The 20,437-nt window shown below is 72.2% G+C and carries 16 protein-coding genes; 6 read left to right on the top strand and 10 right to left on the bottom strand.

The genetic code is table 11. The features are described from left to right. Positions 1-123: 123 nt before the first annotated feature. The 3 genes from moaA to ACFWNV_RS08510 form a co-directional block, all read right to left on the bottom strand. On the bottom strand, positions 124-1,113 hold the full coding sequence (moaA, locus tag ACFWNV_RS08500) for a GTP 3',8-cyclase MoaA (RefSeq protein WP_383942507.1): 990 nt from the start codon (positions 1,111-1,113) through the stop codon (positions 124-126). A gap of 209 nt (positions 1,114-1,322) precedes the next feature. After that, positions 1,323-2,978 carry a cation acetate symporter gene (locus ACFWNV_RS08505; protein ID WP_383942510.1) on the bottom strand — a complete coding sequence of 552 codons (1,656 nt, stop codon included), beginning with the start codon at positions 2,976-2,978 and terminating at the stop codon, positions 1,323-1,325. Then, on the bottom strand, positions 2,975-3,340 hold the full coding sequence (locus ACFWNV_RS08510; RefSeq protein WP_383942513.1) for a DUF485 domain-containing protein: 366 nt from the start codon (positions 3,338-3,340) through the stop codon (positions 2,975-2,977). The genes ACFWNV_RS08505 and ACFWNV_RS08510 overlap by 4 nt, the downstream gene beginning before the upstream one ends. Positions 3,341-3,625: 285 nt before the next feature. Between ACFWNV_RS08510 and ACFWNV_RS08515 the strand changes: the two genes are divergently transcribed. Then, positions 3,626-5,176 carry a S8 family serine peptidase gene (locus ACFWNV_RS08515; RefSeq protein WP_383942516.1) on the top strand — a complete coding sequence of 517 codons (1,551 nt, stop codon included), beginning with the start codon at positions 3,626-3,628 and terminating at the stop codon, positions 5,174-5,176. Between the two features lie 81 nt (positions 5,177-5,257). On the opposite strand, the gene ACFWNV_RS08520 is transcribed toward ACFWNV_RS08515, so the two are convergent. From ACFWNV_RS08520 to ACFWNV_RS08530, 3 genes are read right to left on the bottom strand one after another with little or no spacing between them, the layout of a single operon-like run. Continuing rightward, positions 5,258-6,301 carry a zinc-dependent alcohol dehydrogenase family protein gene (locus ACFWNV_RS08520; protein ID WP_383942519.1) on the bottom strand — a complete coding sequence of 348 codons (1,044 nt, stop codon included), beginning with the start codon at positions 6,299-6,301 and terminating at the stop codon, positions 5,258-5,260. A gap of 18 nt (positions 6,302-6,319) precedes the next feature. Next, positions 6,320-7,048 (bottom strand): lysoplasmalogenase, encoded by a 729-nt coding sequence (locus tag ACFWNV_RS08525; RefSeq protein WP_383942522.1) that lies wholly within the window; start codon positions 7,046-7,048, stop codon positions 6,320-6,322. Continuing rightward, positions 7,045-7,977, bottom strand: coding sequence for a sterol desaturase family protein (locus ACFWNV_RS08530; protein WP_383942525.1), 933 nt, complete (start codon positions 7,975-7,977; stop codon positions 7,045-7,047). The genes ACFWNV_RS08525 and ACFWNV_RS08530 overlap by 4 nt, the downstream gene beginning before the upstream one ends. Before the next feature lie 128 nt (positions 7,978-8,105). On the opposite strand from ACFWNV_RS08530, the gene ACFWNV_RS08535 reads away from it, so the two are divergent. Further along, a complete protein-coding gene (locus ACFWNV_RS08535; RefSeq protein ID WP_383942527.1) occupies positions 8,106-11,072 on the top strand; it encodes an NACHT domain-containing protein in 2,967 nt (988 codons plus the stop codon). A gap of 116 nt (positions 11,073-11,188) precedes the next feature. Here ACFWNV_RS08535 and ACFWNV_RS08540 read toward each other — a convergent pair whose 3' ends face one another. Genes ACFWNV_RS08540 through ACFWNV_RS08555 form a run of 4 tightly spaced genes read right to left on the bottom strand, consistent with a single transcriptional unit; the run spans position 11,189 to position 15,407 of the window. Further along, the gene (locus ACFWNV_RS08540; protein ID WP_383942529.1) at positions 11,189-12,430 is read right to left on the bottom strand and encodes an amidohydrolase family protein; all 1,242 of its coding nucleotides are present in this window, start codon (positions 12,428-12,430) and stop codon (positions 11,189-11,191) included. Beyond that, entirely contained in the window at positions 12,427-13,713 is a 1,287-nt protein-coding gene (locus tag ACFWNV_RS08545) for an amidohydrolase family protein (protein WP_383942532.1), read from the bottom strand. The genes ACFWNV_RS08540 and ACFWNV_RS08545 overlap by 4 nt, the downstream gene beginning before the upstream one ends. Before the next feature lie 12 nt (positions 13,714-13,725). Beyond that, positions 13,726-14,610: an SDR family NAD(P)-dependent oxidoreductase gene (locus ACFWNV_RS08550; protein WP_383942535.1), complete on the bottom strand. Its 885-nt coding sequence runs from the start codon at positions 14,608-14,610 to the stop codon at positions 13,726-13,728. Beyond that, positions 14,610-15,407 (bottom strand): acetoacetate decarboxylase family protein, encoded by a 798-nt coding sequence (locus ACFWNV_RS08555; protein ID WP_383942538.1) that lies wholly within the window; start codon positions 15,405-15,407, stop codon positions 14,610-14,612. Before ACFWNV_RS08555 ends, ACFWNV_RS08550 begins: the two co-directional genes overlap by 1 nt. A 156-nt stretch (positions 15,408-15,563) precedes the next feature. Here ACFWNV_RS08555 and ACFWNV_RS08560 point away from each other — a divergent pair, with 156 nt between their 5' ends. From ACFWNV_RS08560 to ACFWNV_RS08575, 4 genes are all read left to right on the top strand, one after another. Continuing rightward, a complete protein-coding gene (locus ACFWNV_RS08560; RefSeq protein WP_383942540.1) occupies positions 15,564-16,187 on the top strand; it encodes a TetR/AcrR family transcriptional regulator in 624 nt (207 codons plus the stop codon). A 145-nt stretch (positions 16,188-16,332) separates the two neighbouring features. Beyond that, entirely contained in the window at positions 16,333-18,957 is a 2,625-nt protein-coding gene (locus ACFWNV_RS08565) for an MXAN_6230/SCO0854 family RING domain-containing protein (protein WP_383942732.1), read from the top strand. Positions 18,958-19,016: 59 nt separating this feature from the next. Beyond that, positions 19,017-19,991, top strand: a complete 975-nt coding sequence (locus tag ACFWNV_RS08570) for a DEDDh family exonuclease (RefSeq protein ID WP_383942543.1) — start codon at positions 19,017-19,019, stop codon at positions 19,989-19,991. Positions 19,992-20,134: 143 nt separating this feature from the next. After that, positions 20,135-20,368: a hypothetical protein gene (locus tag ACFWNV_RS08575; protein WP_112453882.1), complete on the top strand. Its 234-nt coding sequence runs from the start codon at positions 20,135-20,137 to the stop codon at positions 20,366-20,368. The last annotated feature ends 69 nt before the right edge of the window (positions 20,369-20,437 follow it).

The raw sequence follows: 20,437 nt of genomic DNA on the forward strand, positions 1-20,437 counted from the left end.
GGGGGCGGGGTCTCCCCCCGGGGCCTCCCCCCCCGCGCGGGGGGGCCCGCCCCGGGGGGCCCGGCGGGGCCGTAGCCGCTGCGAGCCCTCGGGGTCGCTCCGAGCCGTTGCCGGCGGCGGAGCTCAGCCGCCGATCGCCGACATCGGGCGGTCGGGCTGCAGGAAGGTCGGGTCGTCGAGGCCGGATCCGGCCTTCTTGCCCCACATCGCCACCTTCCACAGGCGGGCGATCTCCTCGTCCGGGGCGCCCGAGCGCAGGGCGGCGCGCAGGTCGGACTCCTCGGTGGCGAAGAGGCAGGTGCGGATCTGGCCGTCGGCCGTGAGGCGCGTACGGTCGCAGGCTCCGCAGAAGGGGCGGGTGACCGAGGCGATGACGCCGACGGTGGCCGGGCCGCCGTCGACGACCCAGCGCTCGGCGGGGGCGGAGCCGCGCTCCTCGGAGCCCTCTTCGGTGAGGGTGAAGCGGGTGCGCAGGGATTCCAGGATGTCACCGGCGGTGATCATGCCGTCGCGCTTCCAGCCGTGCTGGGCATCGAGCGGCATCTGCTCGATGAAGCGGAGCTCGTACTCGTTCTCCACGGCCCAGGCCAGCAGGTCGGGGGCCTCGTCGTCGTTGAGTCCGGGCATCAGGACCGCGTTGACCTTGACGGGGGTGAGGCCGGCTTCGCGGGCGGCGGCCATGCCCTCGATGACGTCCTTGTGGCGGTCGCGCCGGGTCAGGGTCTTGAAGACCTCGGGCCGCAGGGTGTCCAGGGAAACGTTCACCCGGTCCAGGCCGGCGGCCTTGAGGGCCTGTGCGGTGCGCTTGAGGCCGATGCCGTTGGTGGTCAGCGACATCTTGGGGCGCGGCTCCAGGGCCGCGCACTGCTCGACGATCCCGACGAGGCCGGGGCGGAGCAGCGGTTCGCCGCCGGTGAAGCGGACTTCCTTGATCCCGAGCTCGGTGACCGCGATGCGGATCAGCCGGACGATCTCGTCGTCGCTGAGCAGATCCGATTTGCCGAGCCACTGCAGGCCCTCCTCGGGCATGCAGTACGTACAGCGCAGATTGCACCGGTCGGTGAGTGAGACGCGCAGGTCAGTGGCTACGCGGCCGTAGGTGTCGAGAAGCACTGTAAGCCCCCTCCCCTGTCCGGTTTGTAGAGGTTTGCGTCGCGATGGATGAGAGTACGAGCGCTATCAACGAGCCTACGCGACACCTGTGACGTATAGGGGTGCCCGAATGAACGAGACGAGGCGTGGCCGTGTCGTAGGGAAATACGACACGGCCACGCTCGGTGCTCGGAGGATCCGTTTAGGTGTTGGCGCCGAGGCGCAGGGGGTCAGTGCGCGCCGGTTCCGGTGAGCGAGCGGACTTCGAGCTCGGCGAACTTCTGCGGGTCGGCCTTCTCCTTGGAGAGGACGGTTCCCAGCCACCCCAGCAGGAAGCCCAGCGGGATGGAGATGATGCCGGGGTTCTCCAGGGGGAACCAGTAGAAGTCGGCGCCCTTGAACATCGAGGTGGGCTTGCCGGAGACGACCGGCGAGAACAGCACCAGGACGACCGAGGAGACCAGGCCTCCATAGATGGACCACAGGGCGCCCTGGGTGGTGAAGCGCTTCCAGAAGAGGCTGTAGAGGATCGTCGGCAGGTTCGCCGAGGCGGCGACCGCGAAGGCCAGGGCGACGAGCCCGGCCACGTTCAGGTCGCGGGCCAGGGCGCCGAGGCCGATGGCCACGGCTCCGATGACCACGGTCGACCAGCGGGCCGCCCGTACCTCTTCCTTCTCGCTCGCCTTGCCCTTGCGGATCACGTTCACGTAGATGTCGTGGGCGAAGGACGAGGAGGAGGCCAGCGTCAGGCCCGCGACGACCGCGAGGATCGTGGCGAAGGCCACCGCGGAGATCACGGCGAGCAGCACCGCGCCGCCGGTGGAGCCGGCGCCGCCGCCGATCTCCTGGGCGAGCAGCGGGGCCGCGGTGGTGCCGGCCTTGTTGGAGGCGATGATGTCGGCCCGCTTGAGCAGGGCCGCGGCGCCGAAGCCGAGGACGATCGTCATCAGGTAGAAGGCGCCGATGATGCCGATGGCCCAGTTCACGGACTTCCGGGCGGCCTTGGCCGTGGGGACCGTGTAGAAGCGGATCAGGATGTGCGGGAGGCCCGCGGTGCCCAGGACCAGGGCGAGGCCCAGCGAGAGGAAGTCCAGCTTCGAGAGGGAGTCCTTGCCGTACTTCAGGCCCGGCTCCAGGAACTTCGTCCCCTGGCCGCTGTTGTCGGCGGCCTGGCCCAGCAGGTCCGAGATGTTGAAGTGGAACTTGAGCAGCACCAGGAAGGTGATCAGCAGCGTGCCCGCGATCAGCAGCACGGCCTTGATCATCTGCACCCAGGTGGTGCCCTTCATCCCGCCGATGGTGACGTAGAGGATCATCAGGACGCCGACCAGCGAGACGATCACGACCTTGCCGAAGTCGCTGGTGATGCCGAGGAGCAGCGAGACGAGCACGCCGGCGCCGGCCATCTGGGCGAGCAGGTAGAAGATCGAGACCACGATGGTGGAGGTGCCGGCGGCGGTGCGCACGGGGCGCTGGCGCATCCGGTACGCGAGCACGTCGCCCATCGTGTAGCGGCCGGAGTTGCGCAGCGGTTCGGCGACCAGGAGCAGGGCCACCAGCCAGGCGACGAGGAAGCCGATGGAGTAGAGGAAGCCGTCGTAGCCGAAGAGGGCGATGGCTCCGGCGATGCCGAGGAAGGACGCGGCGGACATGTAGTCGCCGGAGATGGCCAGGCCGTTCTGGAATCCGGTGAACTGGCGGCCGCCGGCGTAGAAGTCGGCGGCGTCCTTGGTCTGGCGTCCGGCCCAGATGGTGATGGCCAGGGTGGCGACGACGAACGCGCCGAACAGACTGATGATCAGGGGGCGGTGCTCGGAGGCGCCGGCGGCGGTGGTCGTGCCCGCCGTGGCCGCCCCGGCCAGGGCCACGTACAGCGGGGCGCTCATTCGCCCGCCTCCATCCTTGCCTTGATGGCCGAGGCCTTGGGGTCGAGCCGGGTCGCCGCGTGGCGCGAGTACAGCCAGGCGATGAGGAAGGTCGTCGCGAACTGTCCGAGGCCCAGGACGAGCGCGACGTTGATGTTGCCGAAGAGCTTCGTCCCCATGAAGCCGCCCGCGTAGTTGGAGAGCAGGACGTAGAGCAGGTACCAGGCGATGAACGCCACGGTGAGCGGGAAGGCGAAGGAGCGCTGGGCGCGGCGCAGTTCGGCGAACTCCGGGCTCTGCTGGACGCGCACGAACTCTTCGGCCGCCGGGGTCGCCGGCGGCGCTCCCGGACTGCTCGGAGGCGGCGCTGCTTCGGTGGTCACGGGGGACTCTCCTTGTGACGCGGGGGCGGTGGGAACGGCGGGGACTGCGGGGACGGCGGACAAAACAACCTCCGTGGGGGGACGGTGGTGCCGATCCCCCTGTCAACGGCACGTCCGGCGCGTCGGGGCGGTTCAACACCTGTTTGTTTCTTTGGGAACTGATTCCTCGAACTGATTCCTCGAACTGATGGCGCGGAGTCGAACGGCGGCACTAGGTTCACGTGACATGAACCCGTCGGGCGCGACCGCGCCCGCACGGCTTTTTCACGATGATGTGGAGAACCCATGGCTCATCTGGGAACCGGTAACCGGCGGCGCGCTCTCGCCGTTCCGGTCGGCCTGGCGCTCACCGCCTCGCTCGCCTTCCTGCCCACGGTCGCGGCCTCCGCCGCCCCGGTCGGCGTGACGGCGGACTCGGCGGCCACGGCCAAGCCCGACACCTCCGGCCCCAAGCTGTCCTACGTGGCCAACTTGACCTCGTACGGAAGCGTGAAGCAGGCGAAGAAGGCGATCGAGCGGGCCGGCGGCACCGTGGTGATCGCATATGAGCAGATCGGTGTGGTCGTAGCCCACTCCCAGAACCCGGAGTTCGCCAAGCAGCTCCGCGGTCAGCGCAGCCTGTTCGTCTCGGTGGGCGCCACCCGTACGGCCCCGCTCTCGGTCGTGCAGACCACCGAGGAAGGCACGACGCAGCGGCTGAGCGACTCCGACGCCGCGAAGGCGGCGGCGCAGGCGGAGCCGGGGCAGGAGCCCCTGGAAGCGAACCAGTGGGACCTGCGGGCTATCAAGGCCGATCAGGCTCACAAGATCAACGATGGCAGCCGCAAGGTCACGGTGGGCGTCATCGACACGGGCGTGGACGACACCCACCCCGATCTGGCCCCGAACTTCTCCAAGGGCCAGTCCGCCAACTGCGTGGGCGGCGTCGCCGACACCACCGAGGGCGCCTGGCGTCCGTACGCGGACGGCAGCGACCACGGCACCCACGTGGCGGGCACCATCGCGGCCGCACGCAACGGCATAGGCATCAGCGGTGTGGCGCCCGGCGTCCAGGTCGCCGCGATCAAGGTGAGCGAGCCCGCGACCAGCCTCTTCTTCACCGAGGCCGTCGTCTGCGCCTTCATGTTCGCCGCCGAGAAGGGGATCGAGGTGACCAACAACAGCTACTACACCGACCCCTGGCTCTACAACTGCAAGACGGACGACGACCAGAAGGCGCTGGTGGAGGCCCTCGGCCGGGCGACGAAGTACTCCGAGCGCAAGGGCGTGCTCAGCGTGGCCTCGGCCGGCAACTCCAACCACGACCTGGCGTCCAACGCCATCGTGGACGACACCAGCCCGGACGACGTGGAGACCCCGGTCACCCGCACCATCGACCCGCACGTCTGCCTGGACCTGCCCACGCAGCTCCCCGGCGTGGTGACGGTGAGCGCGACCGGCAACCAGGGCTTCAAGTCCTACTACTCCAGCTACGGCCTGGGCGTCGTGGACGTGGCGGCCCCCGGCGGCGACAAGTGGCAGATCCCCGCCACCCCGGACGCCAACGGCCGCGTGCTGTCCACCCTCCCCGGCGGCGGCTACGGCTACAAGCAGGGCACCTCGATGGCCGGCCCGCACGTCGCCGGTGTCGCGGCGCTGCTCAAGAGCGCGCACCCGTGGGCGAACCCGGCGCAGCTCCAGCTGCTCCTCAAGGCCCAGGCCACGAAGACGGCCTGCCCCGAGAAGGTCTACGACGCGGCGGGCGTGCTGGTCGACGCCACCACCTGCAACAGCAAGTGGGGCCAGAACAGCTACGACGGCTTCGGCGTGGTCGACGCGCTGAAGGCCGTGAAGTAACCGGCTGATACGGGGAAGGGCCGGGCGGGGAACATCCCGCCCGGCCCTTCCTCGCGTTACCGGCTTCCTACCGCCCTGCGGTCAGGGCTTGATCATGACCTTCAGCGCGCTGCGGTCGTCCATCGCCCGGTAGCCGTCCGGGACCTCGTCCAGGCTGACGGCCCGGTCGAAGACCGGCGACGGGTCGATCGCACCGCTGAGCACGTCCGCGAGCAGCTCGGGGATGTACGCGCGGACCGGTGCGACGCCGCCGCGCAGGGTGAGGTTGCGGTCGAACATGACGCCGAGGTCCAGGCCGGTGCCGCTGCCGTGCGGGACGCCGACGTAGCCGATGGCCCCGCCGTCGCGGGCGATGTTCACGGCGGTGCGCATGGACTGCTCGGTGCCGACCGCCTCGATGACCGAGTGCGCGCCCTGGCCTCCGGTGAGCTCGCGCACGGCCGCCTCGGCGGCCTCGCCGCGCTCGGCGACCACGTCGGTGGCCCCGAAGAGCTTCGCGATGTCCGTACGGACGGCGTGCCGGCCCAGCGCGATGATCCGGTCGGCGCCCAGGCGCTTGGCCGCGAGGACCCCGCACAGGCCGACGGCCCCGTCGCCGACGACGGCGACCGTGGAGCCCTTGCGGACCCCGGCGCCGAGCGCGGCGTGGTGGCCGGTGCCCATGACGTCGGACAGCGCGAGCAGTGCGGTGAGCAGGTGGTCGTCGGAGGCGGCGTCGGCGGGCAGCTTCACCAGCGTGCCGTCGGCGTGCGGGACCCGGACGGCCTCGCCCTGGCCGCCGTCGTGGCCGACCGAGCCCCAGAAGCCGCCGTGCTCGCAGGAGGTGTAGAGGCCCTCGGTGCAGTAGGCGCAGGTGCCGTCGGACCACATGAAGGGGGCGACGACGAGGTCTCCGGCGCGCAGGTCCGAGACGGCGGAGCCGGTCTCCTCGACGACGCCGAGGAACTCGTGGCCGATCCGCTGGCCCGGCTGGCGCTTGGCCTCGCCGCGGTAGGCCCACAGGTCGCTGCCGCAGATGCAGGCGCGCAGGACGCGGACGACGGCGTCCTCGGGGCGCTGGATGGCAGCGTCGGGCACCTCCTCCACGCGGATGTCGTGCGGGGCGTGGATGACGGTGGCGCGCATGGTGGTGCAGTCCTCCGGTTAGGAAATGGTTGAGCCCTGTAGGGCTTCCCTACCGTACGCCCGCTCCGGCGCGAGTGCTCCCGTGGCCAGCAGGTACTGGGCCGCCACGTACGTGGCCATGACCCAGAAGTCGGGGCGGGGCGGCTGGGGCCACTCGGCGACCCCGGTGGCGATGAGCGTGTCGGAGAGCAGGAACAGCGCCCCGCCGAGCCCGGCCCGCCGTCCCAGGGCGCTGGAGCGGTAGGCCATGGCGGTGAGCAGCAGGCTGTACCCGGCGACCGGGATCCGCAGCTCCGCGGGCAGGTCGCCCCAGAGCAGCGTGACGGTGGACAGCAGCGCGCCGGCGTACGCGGCCCCGAGCACGGGGCCCGTGCGGCGGCGGCCGAACAACACGAGGTAGCAGACGTGCCCGGCGGCGAAGGAGCCCATGCCGATCAGGAAGGCGGGATCGGCGTCGAAGAGCAGGGCCAGGTCCCCGCCCCAGCCGAACAGCAGGGCCGCGATCAGCAGGCGGGGGGCGCGGCGGGTGATGACGTAGGCGACGAGCAGCGGCATCAGCAGCGGCTTGGCGATCAGGTGCCCGGTGTGCCAGCCCGCCAGCAGGGATCCGAGGTCCAGGGCGGTGGCGACGGCGAAGGCGACGAGCAGCGCCCTGGTGGCGGGGCCGGAGCCCGGCGGGAGGACGGGGCGTGCCCAGGAGGGCGTACGGGACTGCGTGCGATCGGGGGCGGACCCGGTGGCGCTCACGCGGCGTGCTCCGGGGCGGGGACGGAAGCGGGGGCGGGGGCGGCGGCGGAAGCGGCGGCGGCGGAAGCGGGCGCCTCGGCCTGCGCCGCCTGAGGCGGCTGCGCGGGCTGCCAGCCCGGGCCGCGGAACACGCGTCCGGCGCGCTCGCGCCAGGTGGCGGCCCCGCGTACGTCGCGGGCGATGGAGGCGTATTCGTGGGTGGCGACGCGCAGCGGGTTGTAGGTGCCGATGTTCTTGGTGAGGCCGAAGACGGGCTTGTCGGTCTCACCCACCCAGGAGCCGAACATCCGGTCCCAGACGATGAGGATGCCGCCGAAGTTCCGGTCCAGGTAGCCGCCCTGGGAGGCGTGGTGGACGCGGTGGTGGGAGGGCGAGTTGAAGACGAACTCGATCGGCCGGGGCAGCTTGTCGATGCGCTCGGTGTGGATCCAGAACTGGTAGACGAGGTTGACCGAGTAGCAGAAGGCGATGGCGGCCGGGTGCACGCCCAGCGCGATCATCGGGAGGTAGAACGGCCAGGAGGTGGCGCTGGTCCAGGGCTGGCGCAGGGCGGTGGTGAGGTTGAACTTGCGGCTGCTGTGGTGGACGACGTGGCAGGCCCACAGGATCCGGATGACGTGGTGGCCGCGGTGCTGCCAGTAGTAGAGGAAGTCCTGGGCGAGCAGCATCAGCGGAACGGTCCACCACAGGACGGGGACGCGCAGCGGGGTGAGCTCGTAGACGGCGGTGTAGATCGCGACGATCGGGATCTTCCAGAGGAAGTCGAAGCCGAGGCTGCCGATCCCCATGCCGAGGCTGGTGACGGCGTCCTTGGTCTCGTACCCGGCGGAGTCCTCGTCGGGATGGATGCGGTAGCTCACGAGCTCTATGACGGTGAGCAGGACGAAGGCGGGTATGGACCACAGCACGACATCGGGCAGGTTCGGCATGTCCGCACCATAGAGGCGGGTTCGGGGGCTCGGCTAGAGGTTGTTACCGATCGGTATCCATCGGTGTTACCGACGGTTCACGAGATGCTTCCGGATGAGGGTCTCCGGGACTGGGGGAAGGCGTGGGGATGGGGCAGGAAGCGGGATTCGAGGAGGTCGCCCCGGCGGCGGCGGACGCGGTGGCGCGGGCCCTGGTCAGGGCGCGGCCCCCCGGGGGACCCAGGCTCAGGCCGCCGCGGGAGGACGGCTCCGAACGGCTGCGCCGCGCACAGCGGCTGGTCGCCCTGTTGTCGGAGGGGAGCGCGGGGCTGGGCGAACCCGCCCGCTCCGAGGCGGTGGCCGCCGTCGGCCGGGCGTTCGCGGCGCTCAGCGCGAGGCAGGCCGGGGCCCTCCTCGTGGCCGCCTTCGGCCCCGCCGCCGTCCCCGTGCCCCCGTCGCCCGCGGAACTGTCCCCCGCCGCGGAGGCCGCCTACCGGAAGCTGTTCGTGCTGTGCCTCGGCGGCCGGCCGGCGGAGCAGGAGCAGGACCCCGCCGCGGCCTTCGAGGAGCAGTACGCCCGGTACGTCGCCGGGGCCCAGGGGCGGGTCCAGCTGTACGGGCTGACGCTCAGCCAGGCCCGCCAGGACTGGTCGCTGGACCTGGCCTACATCAGCCTCGCGGTCAGCGGCGGGGAGTTCCTCGAAGAACCCGGCCTGCAGAGCTCGGTGAAGGCCGAGGTGGCGCTCGACGCCACCGAGCGGGTGCTGCTGCGCGGCCCGGCCGGCTCGGGGAAGAGCACCCTCGTGAAATGGCTGGCCCTCAATGCCGCCCGGAGCAGCTTCGGGCCCCAGCTGCGCGACTGGAACGGCCTGGTGCCCTTCGTCCTGCCGCTGCGCTCGTTCAACTCCCCCGCCGGACTGCCCCGGCCGCAGGACTGGCTCGGTGCCACCGGTGTGCCGCTGCCGCCGCCGGAGGGCTGGGTCACCGGGCTCCTCGCCTCCGGGCGGGCGCTGGTGCTGATCGACGGAGTGGACGAGGTCTCCCCGCGGCTGCGCGACAGGACCGAGTCCTGGCTGCGGGACCTGCTCACCGCGTACCCGGCGGCCCGCTTCGTGGTCACCACCCGCCACTCGGCCGTGCCCGAGGACTGGCTGACCGCCCACGGTTTCACCTCCCTCGCCCTGCTGCCGATGGACCGGGACGACGTGGGCGCCTTCATCACGCACTGGCACGCATCCGCCCGGGCGGAGGCGGACGGCGAGGGCGCGGGGCCCGAGCGGGACCTGCTCGACCGGTACGAGAAGGCACTGCTGGAGGCCGTGGGATCGCGCCGGGACCTGGGCAGGCTGGCGACGAACCCGCTGATGTGCGCCCTGCTGTGCGCGCTGAACCGCGACCGCCGGATGCATCTGCCCCGGGCCCGCAAGGAGCTCTACGACACCGCTCTGGACATGCTGCTGATCCGCCGCGACAGCGAGCGGGACATCTCCGGGGTCGAGGGCGTCTACCTCAGCCGGGACGAGCAGACCCTGCTGCTCCAGCGGCTGGCGTACTGGCTGATCCGCAACGGGCAGGTGGAGGCCTCCGCCGAGGAGGCGATCGGGATGATCGCCGAATCGCTCGACTCCATGCCCCAGGTCAAGGCGCAGGGCGACGCGCAGACCGTGTTCCGTCACCTGCTGATCCGCAGCGGGCTGCTCCGCGAGCCGGTACCGGGATCGGTCCTGTTCGTCCACCAGACCTTCCAGGACTACCTCGGCGCCAAGGCGGCCGTGGAGGCACGGGACTTCGGCGTCCTGGTCCGCAATGCGCACGAGTACACCTGGGACAACGTGGTCCGGATGGCCGTGGGGCACGCCCGGCCCGACGAACGCGCCTATCTGTTGCGCCAGTTGCTGGCACGGGCCGACCGGTCGGAGCCGGATCGGAGCCGGCTCGTACTGCTCGCGGCGGCCTGCCTCGAACACGCGCCGGAGCTGGATCCGGAGGTCAGGCGCGAGGTGACGGCCCGGACGGCGCTCCTGCTGCCCCCGCGCTCCCCGGGCCAGGCCGAGGAACTGGCCAAGGCGGGGGAACTGGTGCTGGAGCTGCTGCCGGAGCCGGCCGGGCTCGTCGAGGCCGAGGCGGCCGCGACGATCCGTACGGCGGCGCTCGTCGGCGGCGACCGGGCGCTCCAGGTGATCGCGGGCTTCCGCAGGGACGACCGCTACGAGCCCGCCCGCGAACTCTCCGACGCCTGGGGGCGGTTCCCCGTGGACGTGTACGCGGACACGGTGCTCGCGGACGCCCCCATGACCACGGCCCACCTGCACGTGCGGACGCCCGGGCAGTTACGGGCCCTGGACCGGCTCCGGCACGTCCGCCGGCTGCACGTCACCTGGGACGGCCCGGTCCCGCCGGAGATAGCGGGGCGGCCGGACCTGGAGTCGCTGACCCTGCACCGCAATCCGCGGCTGGCCGATCTGTCCCCGCTGGCCGGTCAGTCCTCACTGCGGCACCTGGGCGTCCTGGACTGCCCGCAGGTCACCGGGATCGAGGTGGTGGGCGAACTCCGGGCGGACAGCCTCGCCTTCGGCTACCTCCGCGACGACCTCTCGCTCGCCCCGCTGGCGGGGGCGGCCGGGCTGCGCTCCCTGATCATCGGTTTCGAACCGGAGGAGCGGCGGATCGGGGACGTGCCCGCCGCGGACTCGCTGACCGCGCTGCACCTGTGGCAGGGCGCGCGGCGGATGACGCTCGACGGGATCGAGCGCTGGCCGCGGGTGGAGAAACTGACGGTCGCCGGGAGCACCCAGTACCGGCAGCTGGTGCGCACGCTGCCGCTCAGGGGGCTGACCGCGCTGCAGATCCGGCACGCCGCGCCCGTATCGGCCGGAGCGCTCCTGCCGTACGAGCGCCTGCGCCGGCTCGTGCTGATCCGGTGCGCCCTGGAAGGGTCGCTGGAGGCGCTGCGCGAGGTCCCGGCGCTGCGCCGGCTGGTGCTGAGCGAATGCCTGGGGACCGTGGACCTGGCCCCGCTCGCCCCCTTGGCGGACCTGGTGATCGAGCTGCGCCGGGGCACGCACGTCACCGGGGCGGAGCTGATCCCGCCGGAGCGGCTCGTCCGCAGGGACTGAGCCGCTCCGGCGGGGCGCGGGTGCGACCGGCGGGGCGCGGGTGCGACCGGCGGGGCGCGGGTGCGACCAGACGGGCGCGGGTGCGACCAGACGGGCGCGGGTGCCACCCGGCGGTGCTACCAGACCCGGACCGAGCCCCCGCGGGCGAAGGCCGGGCTGGTGGCGGCCGGCGGGACCTCGGTCAGGGGTTGTGCGACCTCCGAGACGAGGGGGCCGTGTTTGGCGGCGACCGCGTCGAGGAGGGCGAGGTCGAAGCCGTACACCCGGGCGGCGTTGCCGCCGACCATGGCGGCGACCTCCTCGCGGGGCAGGCCCGCGTAGGCGATGCGCAGGCCCTCCCGGGAGTAGGGCGTGGTGCCCTCGTCGTGGGGGTAGTCGCTGCCCCACATGATCTTGTCGAGGCCGATCCGGTCCCGCAGCGGGACCTCGTGGGGGCGCATGAAGCTTGCTCCCACGAAGCAGTTGTCCCGCCAGACCTGGCTCGGCCCCTTGCCCATGGACTCCGCCAGCCCGGCCCCGAACTTGGCCTCGGCGGTGGCCGAGGCCGCGACCAGGCGGCCGTGGTAGTAGTCCAGCATCTCGATCACGCCCGGGATCCAGCCGGAGCCCTGCTCCGTCAGGACCAGTTTCAGCCCGGGGTTGCGGCGGAAGGCGCCGCCGAAGATGAGGTGCCACAGGGCCCGGTGGGAGAACCAGGTGGTCTCCACCATGAAGACGGCCCGGGCCGCCGGTTCGTCGCCCAGCGGCGGCGAGGCGGAGCCGCCGTGGTGGTTGACCGGCACGTCCAGCTCGTCGCAGACGGCCCAGATCGGGTCGTAGACCTCCGAGTAGAGCTCGGGAACGGTGGAGCCGGGCGGGACGCCGGGCAGCAGGATGCCGCCGGTCAGGCCCGCGGTGCGGGTGCGGCGGATCTCCTTGACCGCCGCGTCCACGTCGTTGAGCAGGATCTGGACCACGCCCGCCCGGCGGCCCGGCGCGTCCGCGCAGAAGTCCGCCAGCCACCGGTTGTGGGCCTGGAGCCCGGCCCAGCGCATCTCGTACTCGGCGGCCGTCGGGGGCTGGGCCATCAGGGAGGCCTTGGGGAAGAACGGCGGGATGGTGTTCGGGAAGAGCACCTCCGCGACGATCCCGTCGGCTTCGAGCTCGGTCAGGCGCCGCTGGGAGTTCCAGTTGCGGTCGGCCGTGTCCGCGAGGAGGTCCTCGTACGGGTTCACGTAGCCGGCGGCCCAGGCGTCGAACTCCTCGTGGTACCGCTTCTCCAGGTACGGCTTGTAGTCCAGGAGGTCGGCGCCCGCGTGGCAGTCGGCGGAGATGACCGTGTAGCGGTCCTCCCCGGTGGCCGGGTTCTCGGCGCTCACGGGTTCACCCCCAGCACCGGGAAGTCGTTGTCGGTCAGCCAGTGCCGGCCCACGTCGCGCGAGCGCGCCCAGGAGGCTTCGACGGCCGCCTGGTCCTCGCTCTGGCCGAGTTCGGCCGGGGTGGGGCCGATGCGGCGGGCGATCGGCGCCAGCTTCTCGGTGTCGAAGCCGAAGACGTCCGCCGCGGCCAGGCCCAGCATCCGCCGGGTCTCCCCGACCGGGATGTCGTGGAAGGTGTTCTTCAGCCAGTTGCGGGTGTTCGGCCAGGTCCCCTCGGGGTGCGGGAAGTCCGAGCCCCACAGGATGTTGTCCACGCCGATCTCGTAGCGCTGGGCCAGTTCGCGCCGTTTGGTGTTCGTCGCGCAGATGAACACCTGCCGGTCCAGGTACTCGCTCGGCGGGCGCTTCAGCTCCTCGAACGGGGAGAGCTTCTTGCCGCCGTGCGCGCCGAGGTAGAGCCGGTCCATGAACCACAGCTGGTTCGGCAGCCACCAGCAGCCCGACTCGGCGACGCCGAACTTCAGCCCCGGGTGCCGCTCGAAGACCCCGGACCAGAGCAGGAACCACAGCGGGCGGGCCGGCCACCAGGTGACCTCGGAGACGAAGATGCCCAGGTGGTCCCCGTACTCGTGGCGCGGTGAGGAGCCCGAGTGGGTGACGATCGGCATCTGCGTCTCGGCGGCCGCGGCCCACACCGGGTCGTAACGGCGGTCGTGGTACGGAGCCTTGTCCACCCACATGGCCGGGATCATCAGGGCGCCCAGCCCGGAGGCCTTGGCGCGGTGGATCTCGGCGACGACCTTGTCCGGTTCTCCGGTGATGGGCAGCAGGGCCACCCCGCAGTGCCGTTCGGGGTTCTCGGACACGAACTCGGCGAGCCACCGGTTGTGTGCCTGGGCCCCGGCCATGCCGAGCTCGGGGTCCTGGTCCCCGGAGAGGCCGAGGCCCACTCCGAAGGGGGCCGCGGTCTGGCTGTCCACGGCGTCGGCGTCGGGGAAGACGACTTCGGCGGCCACGCCGTCGCCGTCGAGTTCCTTCAGGCGCTGCCCGACGTCCCAGCCGCCCTTGAGGCCCTCCTCGTGGTCGTGGAACCACTTCTCGGCGAAGGCCTCGTTGCGCACGCCGAGCTTGGTGGCCTCGGCGCGGCGGGCGTCGCGCTGGCCGAGGAACTCGTCGAACTGCGGGTGGAAGGCGCTGTCCAGGTAGGGGCGGTACTGCTCGGTGGGCAGTCCCGCGTGGCAGTCGGAGGAGATGATCAGGTACGGGTCTTCGTACGCACTCACGATTGAGGCTCCTCAGTCGAGGATGAAGCTTTCCAGGTAGGCGGGGTTGGCGCGGTCGAGCATCGACTGCGACCGGGCGCGGATCTGCCGGTCGCTGTGCTCGCTGTCGGGCAGCATCCAGAAGCGGTCGGCGCGGATGCCGTCCACGACGTGGTCGGCGACGTCCTCGACCGGGGTGAAGTTCACCTCGTGGCCGGCCTGCTTCATGGCCGCCTCGTACTGGTCGAGGCTGCGGTACGGGGACTTGCGCGGGCGCTCCTTGGCGTACCGGTCGGGCCGGTTGCGGTGCGACTCCCACAGCCCGGTGCGCAGCATGTGCGGTCCGGGGAAGAGCACGGAGGCGCCGATGGCCGCGCCCTCCGCCTTGAGGTGGGCGTAGAGCGACTCGGTCATGGTGACCACGGCCGCCTTGGTGACCGCGTACACCGAGGCGGTGGGCAGCGGGGCGATGCCGCCGTCGCCGGAGGAGGTGTTGACGATGTGGCCGGGGCCGCCGGCCGCGATCATGCGGGGGACGAAGGCCTGGATGCCGTGGAAGACGCCCCAGACATTGACGGAGAAGGCCCATTTCCAGTCGTTGGGCTCGTGCTCCCACATGCGGCCCTCGGCGCCGGAGCCGACGCCCGCGTTGTTGCAGAGCACGTGCACGGCGCCGAAGGTCTCGTACGCGGCGTCGGCCAGCGCGATCACGGAGTCGCGGTCGCTGACGTCGACGAGTCTGGCGAGCACCTCGGCGCCGTCGGCGGCGAGTTCGTCGGCGGCCTTGCGCAGGGCGCTCTCCTCCACGTCGGCGAGGACCACCTTCAGCCCCTCGGCGGCGAAGCGGCGGGCCATCGCGAGGCCGATGCCACTGGCGGCTCCGGTGACCACGGCCACCTGTCCCGGTTCGAGTCGCATCAGACGCTCCCCTCGGGCGGTCCGTCGAGGATCTGCATCGGGTCGTCGTAGCGCTGGTGGATGTACGGCAGCAGGGCCTGGGCGCTGACCCGCTCGACGACCCTGCCCCGCTGGTCGGTGGTCTTCTCGCCGATGGTGAGCTCGACGAGGCGGCGTACGGGGAGGTCGGCGATCGGATCGAACATCGACTCGCGGAGCACCACGTCCCCGGTGACGTGCTCCAGCTTGCGGACCTTCTCGTTGCGGGTGCAGTGCACCAGCACCGGATCGGCGTCGAAGCCCGAACCGTCCACCGCGGGAAGGAACTTGAAGTAGAAGTCGGTCTTCACGGTGGGCTCGGGCAGCGGCAGCTCGCGGTCCACCGCCCCGCGCACCTCCACGAAGGCGATCCCGTGCCGGGCGAGGGAGGCCCGGACCATCAGGCCCTCGCGCTCGACGGTGATCTCGCCGAGCTTCTTCGGCTCGCCGAAGACCTCGCGGCCCCCGATCAGGGCGCGCTCCATGCTCATCGGCATGACCAGCGGGTACCAGCCCTCGACCCCGTCGTGCTGGGCGGCGACCGCCACCGAGCCGGCGCCGAGCGGGTAGCCGGGCAGGTCCACCTTGCTGATGTTGGCCCGCACCAGGGGCCGCTCGGTGGGCTTCAGGGGCGGCGGGAGGACCGCCGCCACCACGTCCGGGTCGGTCTCCCAGACGGCCACCACTCCGGTGGACCAGATGTCGGGGAGCTTGGAACTCTTTTCGCGCGCGGCGGCGATCTCGGCCTCGGTGCGCGCTCCGTACCGTACGCGTGCCATCTATCGCACCATCCTTCGTCCAGGACTCGGTTGGTTCTGACGCAGTCGGTTCTGACGCAGCTGGTTCTGTAACACAGTTACACCGCTGCCGATGAAGGGTAAAGACCCGTGCACGTAACCGATCTGACGGATCGACAGAAAGTTGGGACGGACACGATGACCAGAACCACGCTGACCCGCGCGGAGGTACTGGACGCCGCCGCGTCCCTGGTCAAACAGCACGGCCCGGCCGCCCTCACCATGCGCAAGCTCGCCGCCGAGCTGGGCACCGCGGTGACCTCCATCTACTGGCACGTCGGCAACCGCGAATCCTTGCTCGACGCCCTCGTGGAACGGACCGTGGAAGAGGTGGGCGCCATCCGGCCGGTCGGCCGCAACCCCGGCGACCGCATCCTCTCGGTCGCCCGGATCCTGCGCCGCGAACTGCGCGCGCGCCCGCACCTGATCGCGATGGTCCACGAACGCGGCCTCACCGACCGGATGTTCCTGCCCGCCCAGCAGGCCCTGGTCCACGAGGTGCACGCGGCAGGCCTGCGCGGGGCCCGGGCCGCGGACGCGGTGCGCGCGATCCAGTTCCAGATCATCGGCTTCGTCCTGGTCGAGCGCAATCGCGAACGCTCCCCCGCCCAGTCCCCCGCCGAGAGCGAGCTCTGGGAACCGGCCGACGCCCCGCACGACCCCCCGCTGGCCCGCGCGCTGGCCCGGCCGGTGGATCCGGAACGGCTGTTCCAACTGACCCTGAAGGCCCTGGTACGGGCGCTGCTGGCACCGGGCGGGTAATTCCTTTGCGCCCGGCAGCGGCCCCGTGATGGGATCCGTGGACACGGGGGCGGCTCCCCGGCGCGCATCCTTCTCACCCTTCCTCCGACGACCCCGCGCGCCCACTCCCCGCCCCCGTTCTGCACGTTCACGGAGGGGAACACCCATAGCAACCGCAGAATCCGTCCTGCTGCGCCGACTTCAGACCTGCTACGTCGACGGTCCGCCCGCCCGGGCCGGCGCAAGCGGCGGGCCCGCCCTGCGCAGGCTCGAAACCGAACTCCTCGGGCGCGGCCACACCCTGGACCCGGAGCTCTACGCCGCCCTGGCCGCGCTGACCCCCGAGGAGCTGGCCGCCTCCCACGTCCGCCTCGTCGCCCTGGTCGAGGACCTGCTCGGCGCCGACCGGACCCACACCCCGCTCTTCCGCCGCTTCCCGGTGATACCGGTGGTCGCCCCGCGCGATACCGAACGGCTCTACGTGGACCGGGTCTTCGCCCATCTCCTCCAGCAGGCCGACCACCCGTGCGTGCTCTGCGGCGAGCCGCGCACCGTCTTCCCCGTCTCCCCCTGCGCCCACCTCGTGTGCCGGCTCTGCTGGGACGGCGCCGACTACGCCGGCTGCCCGCTGTGCCACCGGCGGCTCGATCCCGCCGATCCGTTCCTGCGGCCCGTACGGGCCGTCGGCGCGGCCAAGCCCGCCCTCCCGGGCCCGCTCCGGCTGCTGCGGCGCGGTACCGGCCTGGCCGCGGACGCCACCCCGGTCGTGGCGGCGCTGCTCGCCCGCGCGACCCCCCTGTCCCCGCAGGACCGCGAGGATCTGGTCACGCTGCTGCCTCTGACCCCGGCCGCGCGCGGGGAACTCCCCGACGACATCCCCGTGCGGGAGACCAAGGCGCTGGTGCTGGCGACCCTGCTCACCCAGCCCGGCGCACGGGAGTTCGTACGGCCCCTGCTCGCCGAGTGGCTGACCACGGCCACGGACGTGCTCCGGCTGCTCGCCGTGGCGTCCGGGGGCCAGCCCGGACTGCTGCCGCTGCCGGTGTTCGTCTCCCTCAGCCGGCCGCTGCGACGCGAACTCCTCGCCCTGCTCGACGCGTTGCCGGTCCCCTACCTCGTCGAGGACCTGCTGCGGCATCCCACCGCGTGGAAGCGGGCCGCCGAGACCCTGCACCCCTTCGAGCAGCACGCCCGCCATCCGCGGGCCGCGCTGGCCTTCGCCGTCCTGCGCGGGACCCGGCTCGACGGAGCCCTGGGCGCCGCCCTGCGGGACACCGCCGCCGCGCATCCGGACGCCGTGCGCGTGGAGGACGACCTGATCCGGCCCGCCTCCTGGGGCGGACGCCTGGAGCGGGCCCTCGCCGACGGGGCCCCCGAAGCCGCCGCGGCGCTGGCCGGGCAGCGTCCCGGCGAACTCGTCCGGCGCCTCGACCACCTGCTGCGCCTGCACACCGGCGACCGCCCCGTCCCGGAGCTCGTGCGGGCGCTGGAGCGCGGACTGCCCTCCGTGGGCCCCGGCCCGCTGCTCTCCGCCTTCGGGGCGCTGCGCGTGCGCGCCGAGGACCGGCGCGGTGCCCGCCGGGTGTTCTTCCCGCGCGGCGAGGTCACCCGCGCCCTGTCGGTGGCGGAGGACCGGCCGCCGCTGCCGGAGCCGCTGGTCCGGGAGGTCGCGGGGCTGCTGGAGGCGGAGGTGCTGCGCCGGTTCGCCCGGCCCGGCGCGGAGCCGTACGAGCTCGCGGTGCTCGATTCCTCGCTCGCGGACCTGGTCGTCCCCTTCGCGGAGCACGATGCGGCCAGGACCCTGGTCGCGGTGCCGCGGGGCAGCACCCAGAGCCTGCCCACGGGCGAGGTCATGCGGCTGTTCCTGCACTGGACGGAGCCGGCGGGCCAACGCACCGACCTCGACCTGTCCGTCGCCTTCTTCGACGCCGACTGGCGGTTCACCGGACAGTGCGACTACACGCGGCTCCGGCACGGCCCCGAGGGCGCCGGCGCCGCCGTGCACTCCGGCGACCTGACCTCGGCTCCGGCCCCCGCCGGGGCCACCGAGTACGTGGACCTGGATCTGGCGAAGCTGGCCGCGCACGGGGACGCGTACGCGGTGCCGCTGGTGTTCAGCTTCAACAACGTGCCGTTCGAGGAGCTGCCGGACGCCTTCGCCGGCTTCATGGCCCTGCCGGCGGGCGGGCCGCGCGATGCCTCGTACGACCCGAAGTCCGTGCGCCAGCGCTTCGACCTGGCGGGCGAGTCCAAGGCCTACCTGCCGATGGTGGTGGACCTGAGCGCCCGGCGGGCCCTGTGGGCGGACGTCCACCTGCCCCCTTCGGGCTCCTTCCAGAGCGTCGGCGCCTCTGGCGGCGAACGGCTCGCCGCCGCCGCGGAGGACGTCTGCGCCCACTTCGGCTCGGGCACCCGCACCACCCTGTGGGACCTCACCGTGTGGCGGGCCGCGGCCCGTACCCGGGAGGTGGCGGTGATCCGCCGGGCCGCTGAGAGTTCGGTCTCCGACGAGGTGTGGCTCTACCGGGCCGCGACCGGCGAGGACGCGGCGTCCTTCGCCGCCCGGATCGGCGCCCTGGAGCCGCCCGAGGAGCGCCGGACCCCTGCGGACGCGGACGCGGAGGCCGCCGAACTGGCCTCCGGGAAGCGCGCGTTCCTGGCGCTGACCTGCGCGAGCGTGGCGCCGGTGGGCGGTTCGGGGACGGCCTACCGGCTCTTCCCCGGACCCGCCGAAGTGCCCGGGTCCTTCGCCCGGGTGACGGCCGGGGACCTCGTGACGGAGCTGGGCTGAACCGGGCCGAAAGGCCGTAGGGCTTCGAGTGTCGGCGCGGGCCGATATCCTCTGTGACCATGCTCGCCGACCGTACGACCGCAGAGACGATGTGGCCGACCGCGTACCCACAGGGGTACGCGGTCGTCGACGTGGAGACCACCGGGCTCGCTCGCGACGACCGGATAATCTCCGCCGCCGTCTACCGGCTCGACGCTCAGGGCAACGTCGAGGACCACTGGTACACGCTGGTCAACCCGCTCCGGGACCCCGGGCCCGTGTGGATCCACGGTCTGACCAGCGACATGCTCCAGGACGCGCCGCTCTTCAAGGACATCGCCGAGGAGTTCGCGGGCCGGCTCGCGGACCGGGTGCTGGTCGCGCACAACGCGATCTTCGACTGGCAGATGATCGCCCGCGAGTACGCGCGGGCCGAGGCCACCGCGCCGGTGCGTCAGCGGCTGTGCACCATCGCCCTGTCGAAGGAACTGAACCTCCCGCTGCCCAACCACAAGCTGGAGTCGCTCGCCGCGCACTTCGGCGTGGTCCAGCAGCGCGCCCACCACGCGCTCGACGACGCCCGGGTCCTCGCGGAGGCGTTCCGCCCGTCCCTGCACGCGGCCGCGCGGGACAACGTACGGCTGCCGCTGCTGGAATGCCGGCCGCTGACGGAGTGGTCGGACACCCCCGCCGCCCCGCGCGTCGGGTACCAGGCCTCGTACGGGGCCGGCTCCAGCTGGCGGCCCTCGCGCAAGCGGCCGCCGTGCCCGTACCCGAACCCGGGGCGGTGGACGGACGGCACCCCGCTCAAGCAGGGCATGCGCATCGCCTTCTCCGGTGACACCTCGGTGGACCGGGAGCTGCTGGAGGACCGCGCCGTGGAGGCCGGCCTGCACGTGGCGACGAGCCTGTCCCGGCTCACGAGCCTGCTCGTGACGAACGACCCGGAGTCCTCGACGTCCAAGACGGTGAAGGCGAAGTCCTTCGGGACCCCCGTCGTCGACGAGGCGGCCTTCACCCAGCTGCTGCGGGACGTGGCTCCGGCGCAGGACTGACGCCGGGGAGGTCCGGGGGCCACCCCTCGGGTCGCCCCGGCCGGTCGGCCGTCGGACCGCCCGTTGGGCCGGCCGGGTGCACGCGCGGCGACTCACCCCGGTGGATCTTGTTCCGGCGGTCCGCCCTGCGCAGCATGCCGCGCATGGCACGTTGCGAAGTCTGCGGGAACGATTACGGCATGTCCTTCGAAGTCCACGCACAGGGTGCTGTGCACGTCTTCGACTGCTTCTCCTGCGCCATTCACCGCATGGCGCCCATCTGCGAGCACTGCCGGGTCCAGATCATCGGGCAGGGCGTCGAGGTCGAGGGACAGTGGTTCTGCGGAGGGCACTGCGCCCGCGCGGAGGGGAAGGTGGGCATCACCGACCGCGTCTGACTCCCGTCCGCTCCTCCCCCTCCACCATCCCCTCCCCCTCTTCCTCCCCTCCTCTCCCTCCGCCGCGAC

The organism is Streptomyces sp. NPDC058401 (assembly GCF_042722885.1).
Classification (GTDB): domain Bacteria; phylum Actinomycetota; class Actinomycetes; order Streptomycetales; family Streptomycetaceae; genus Streptomyces.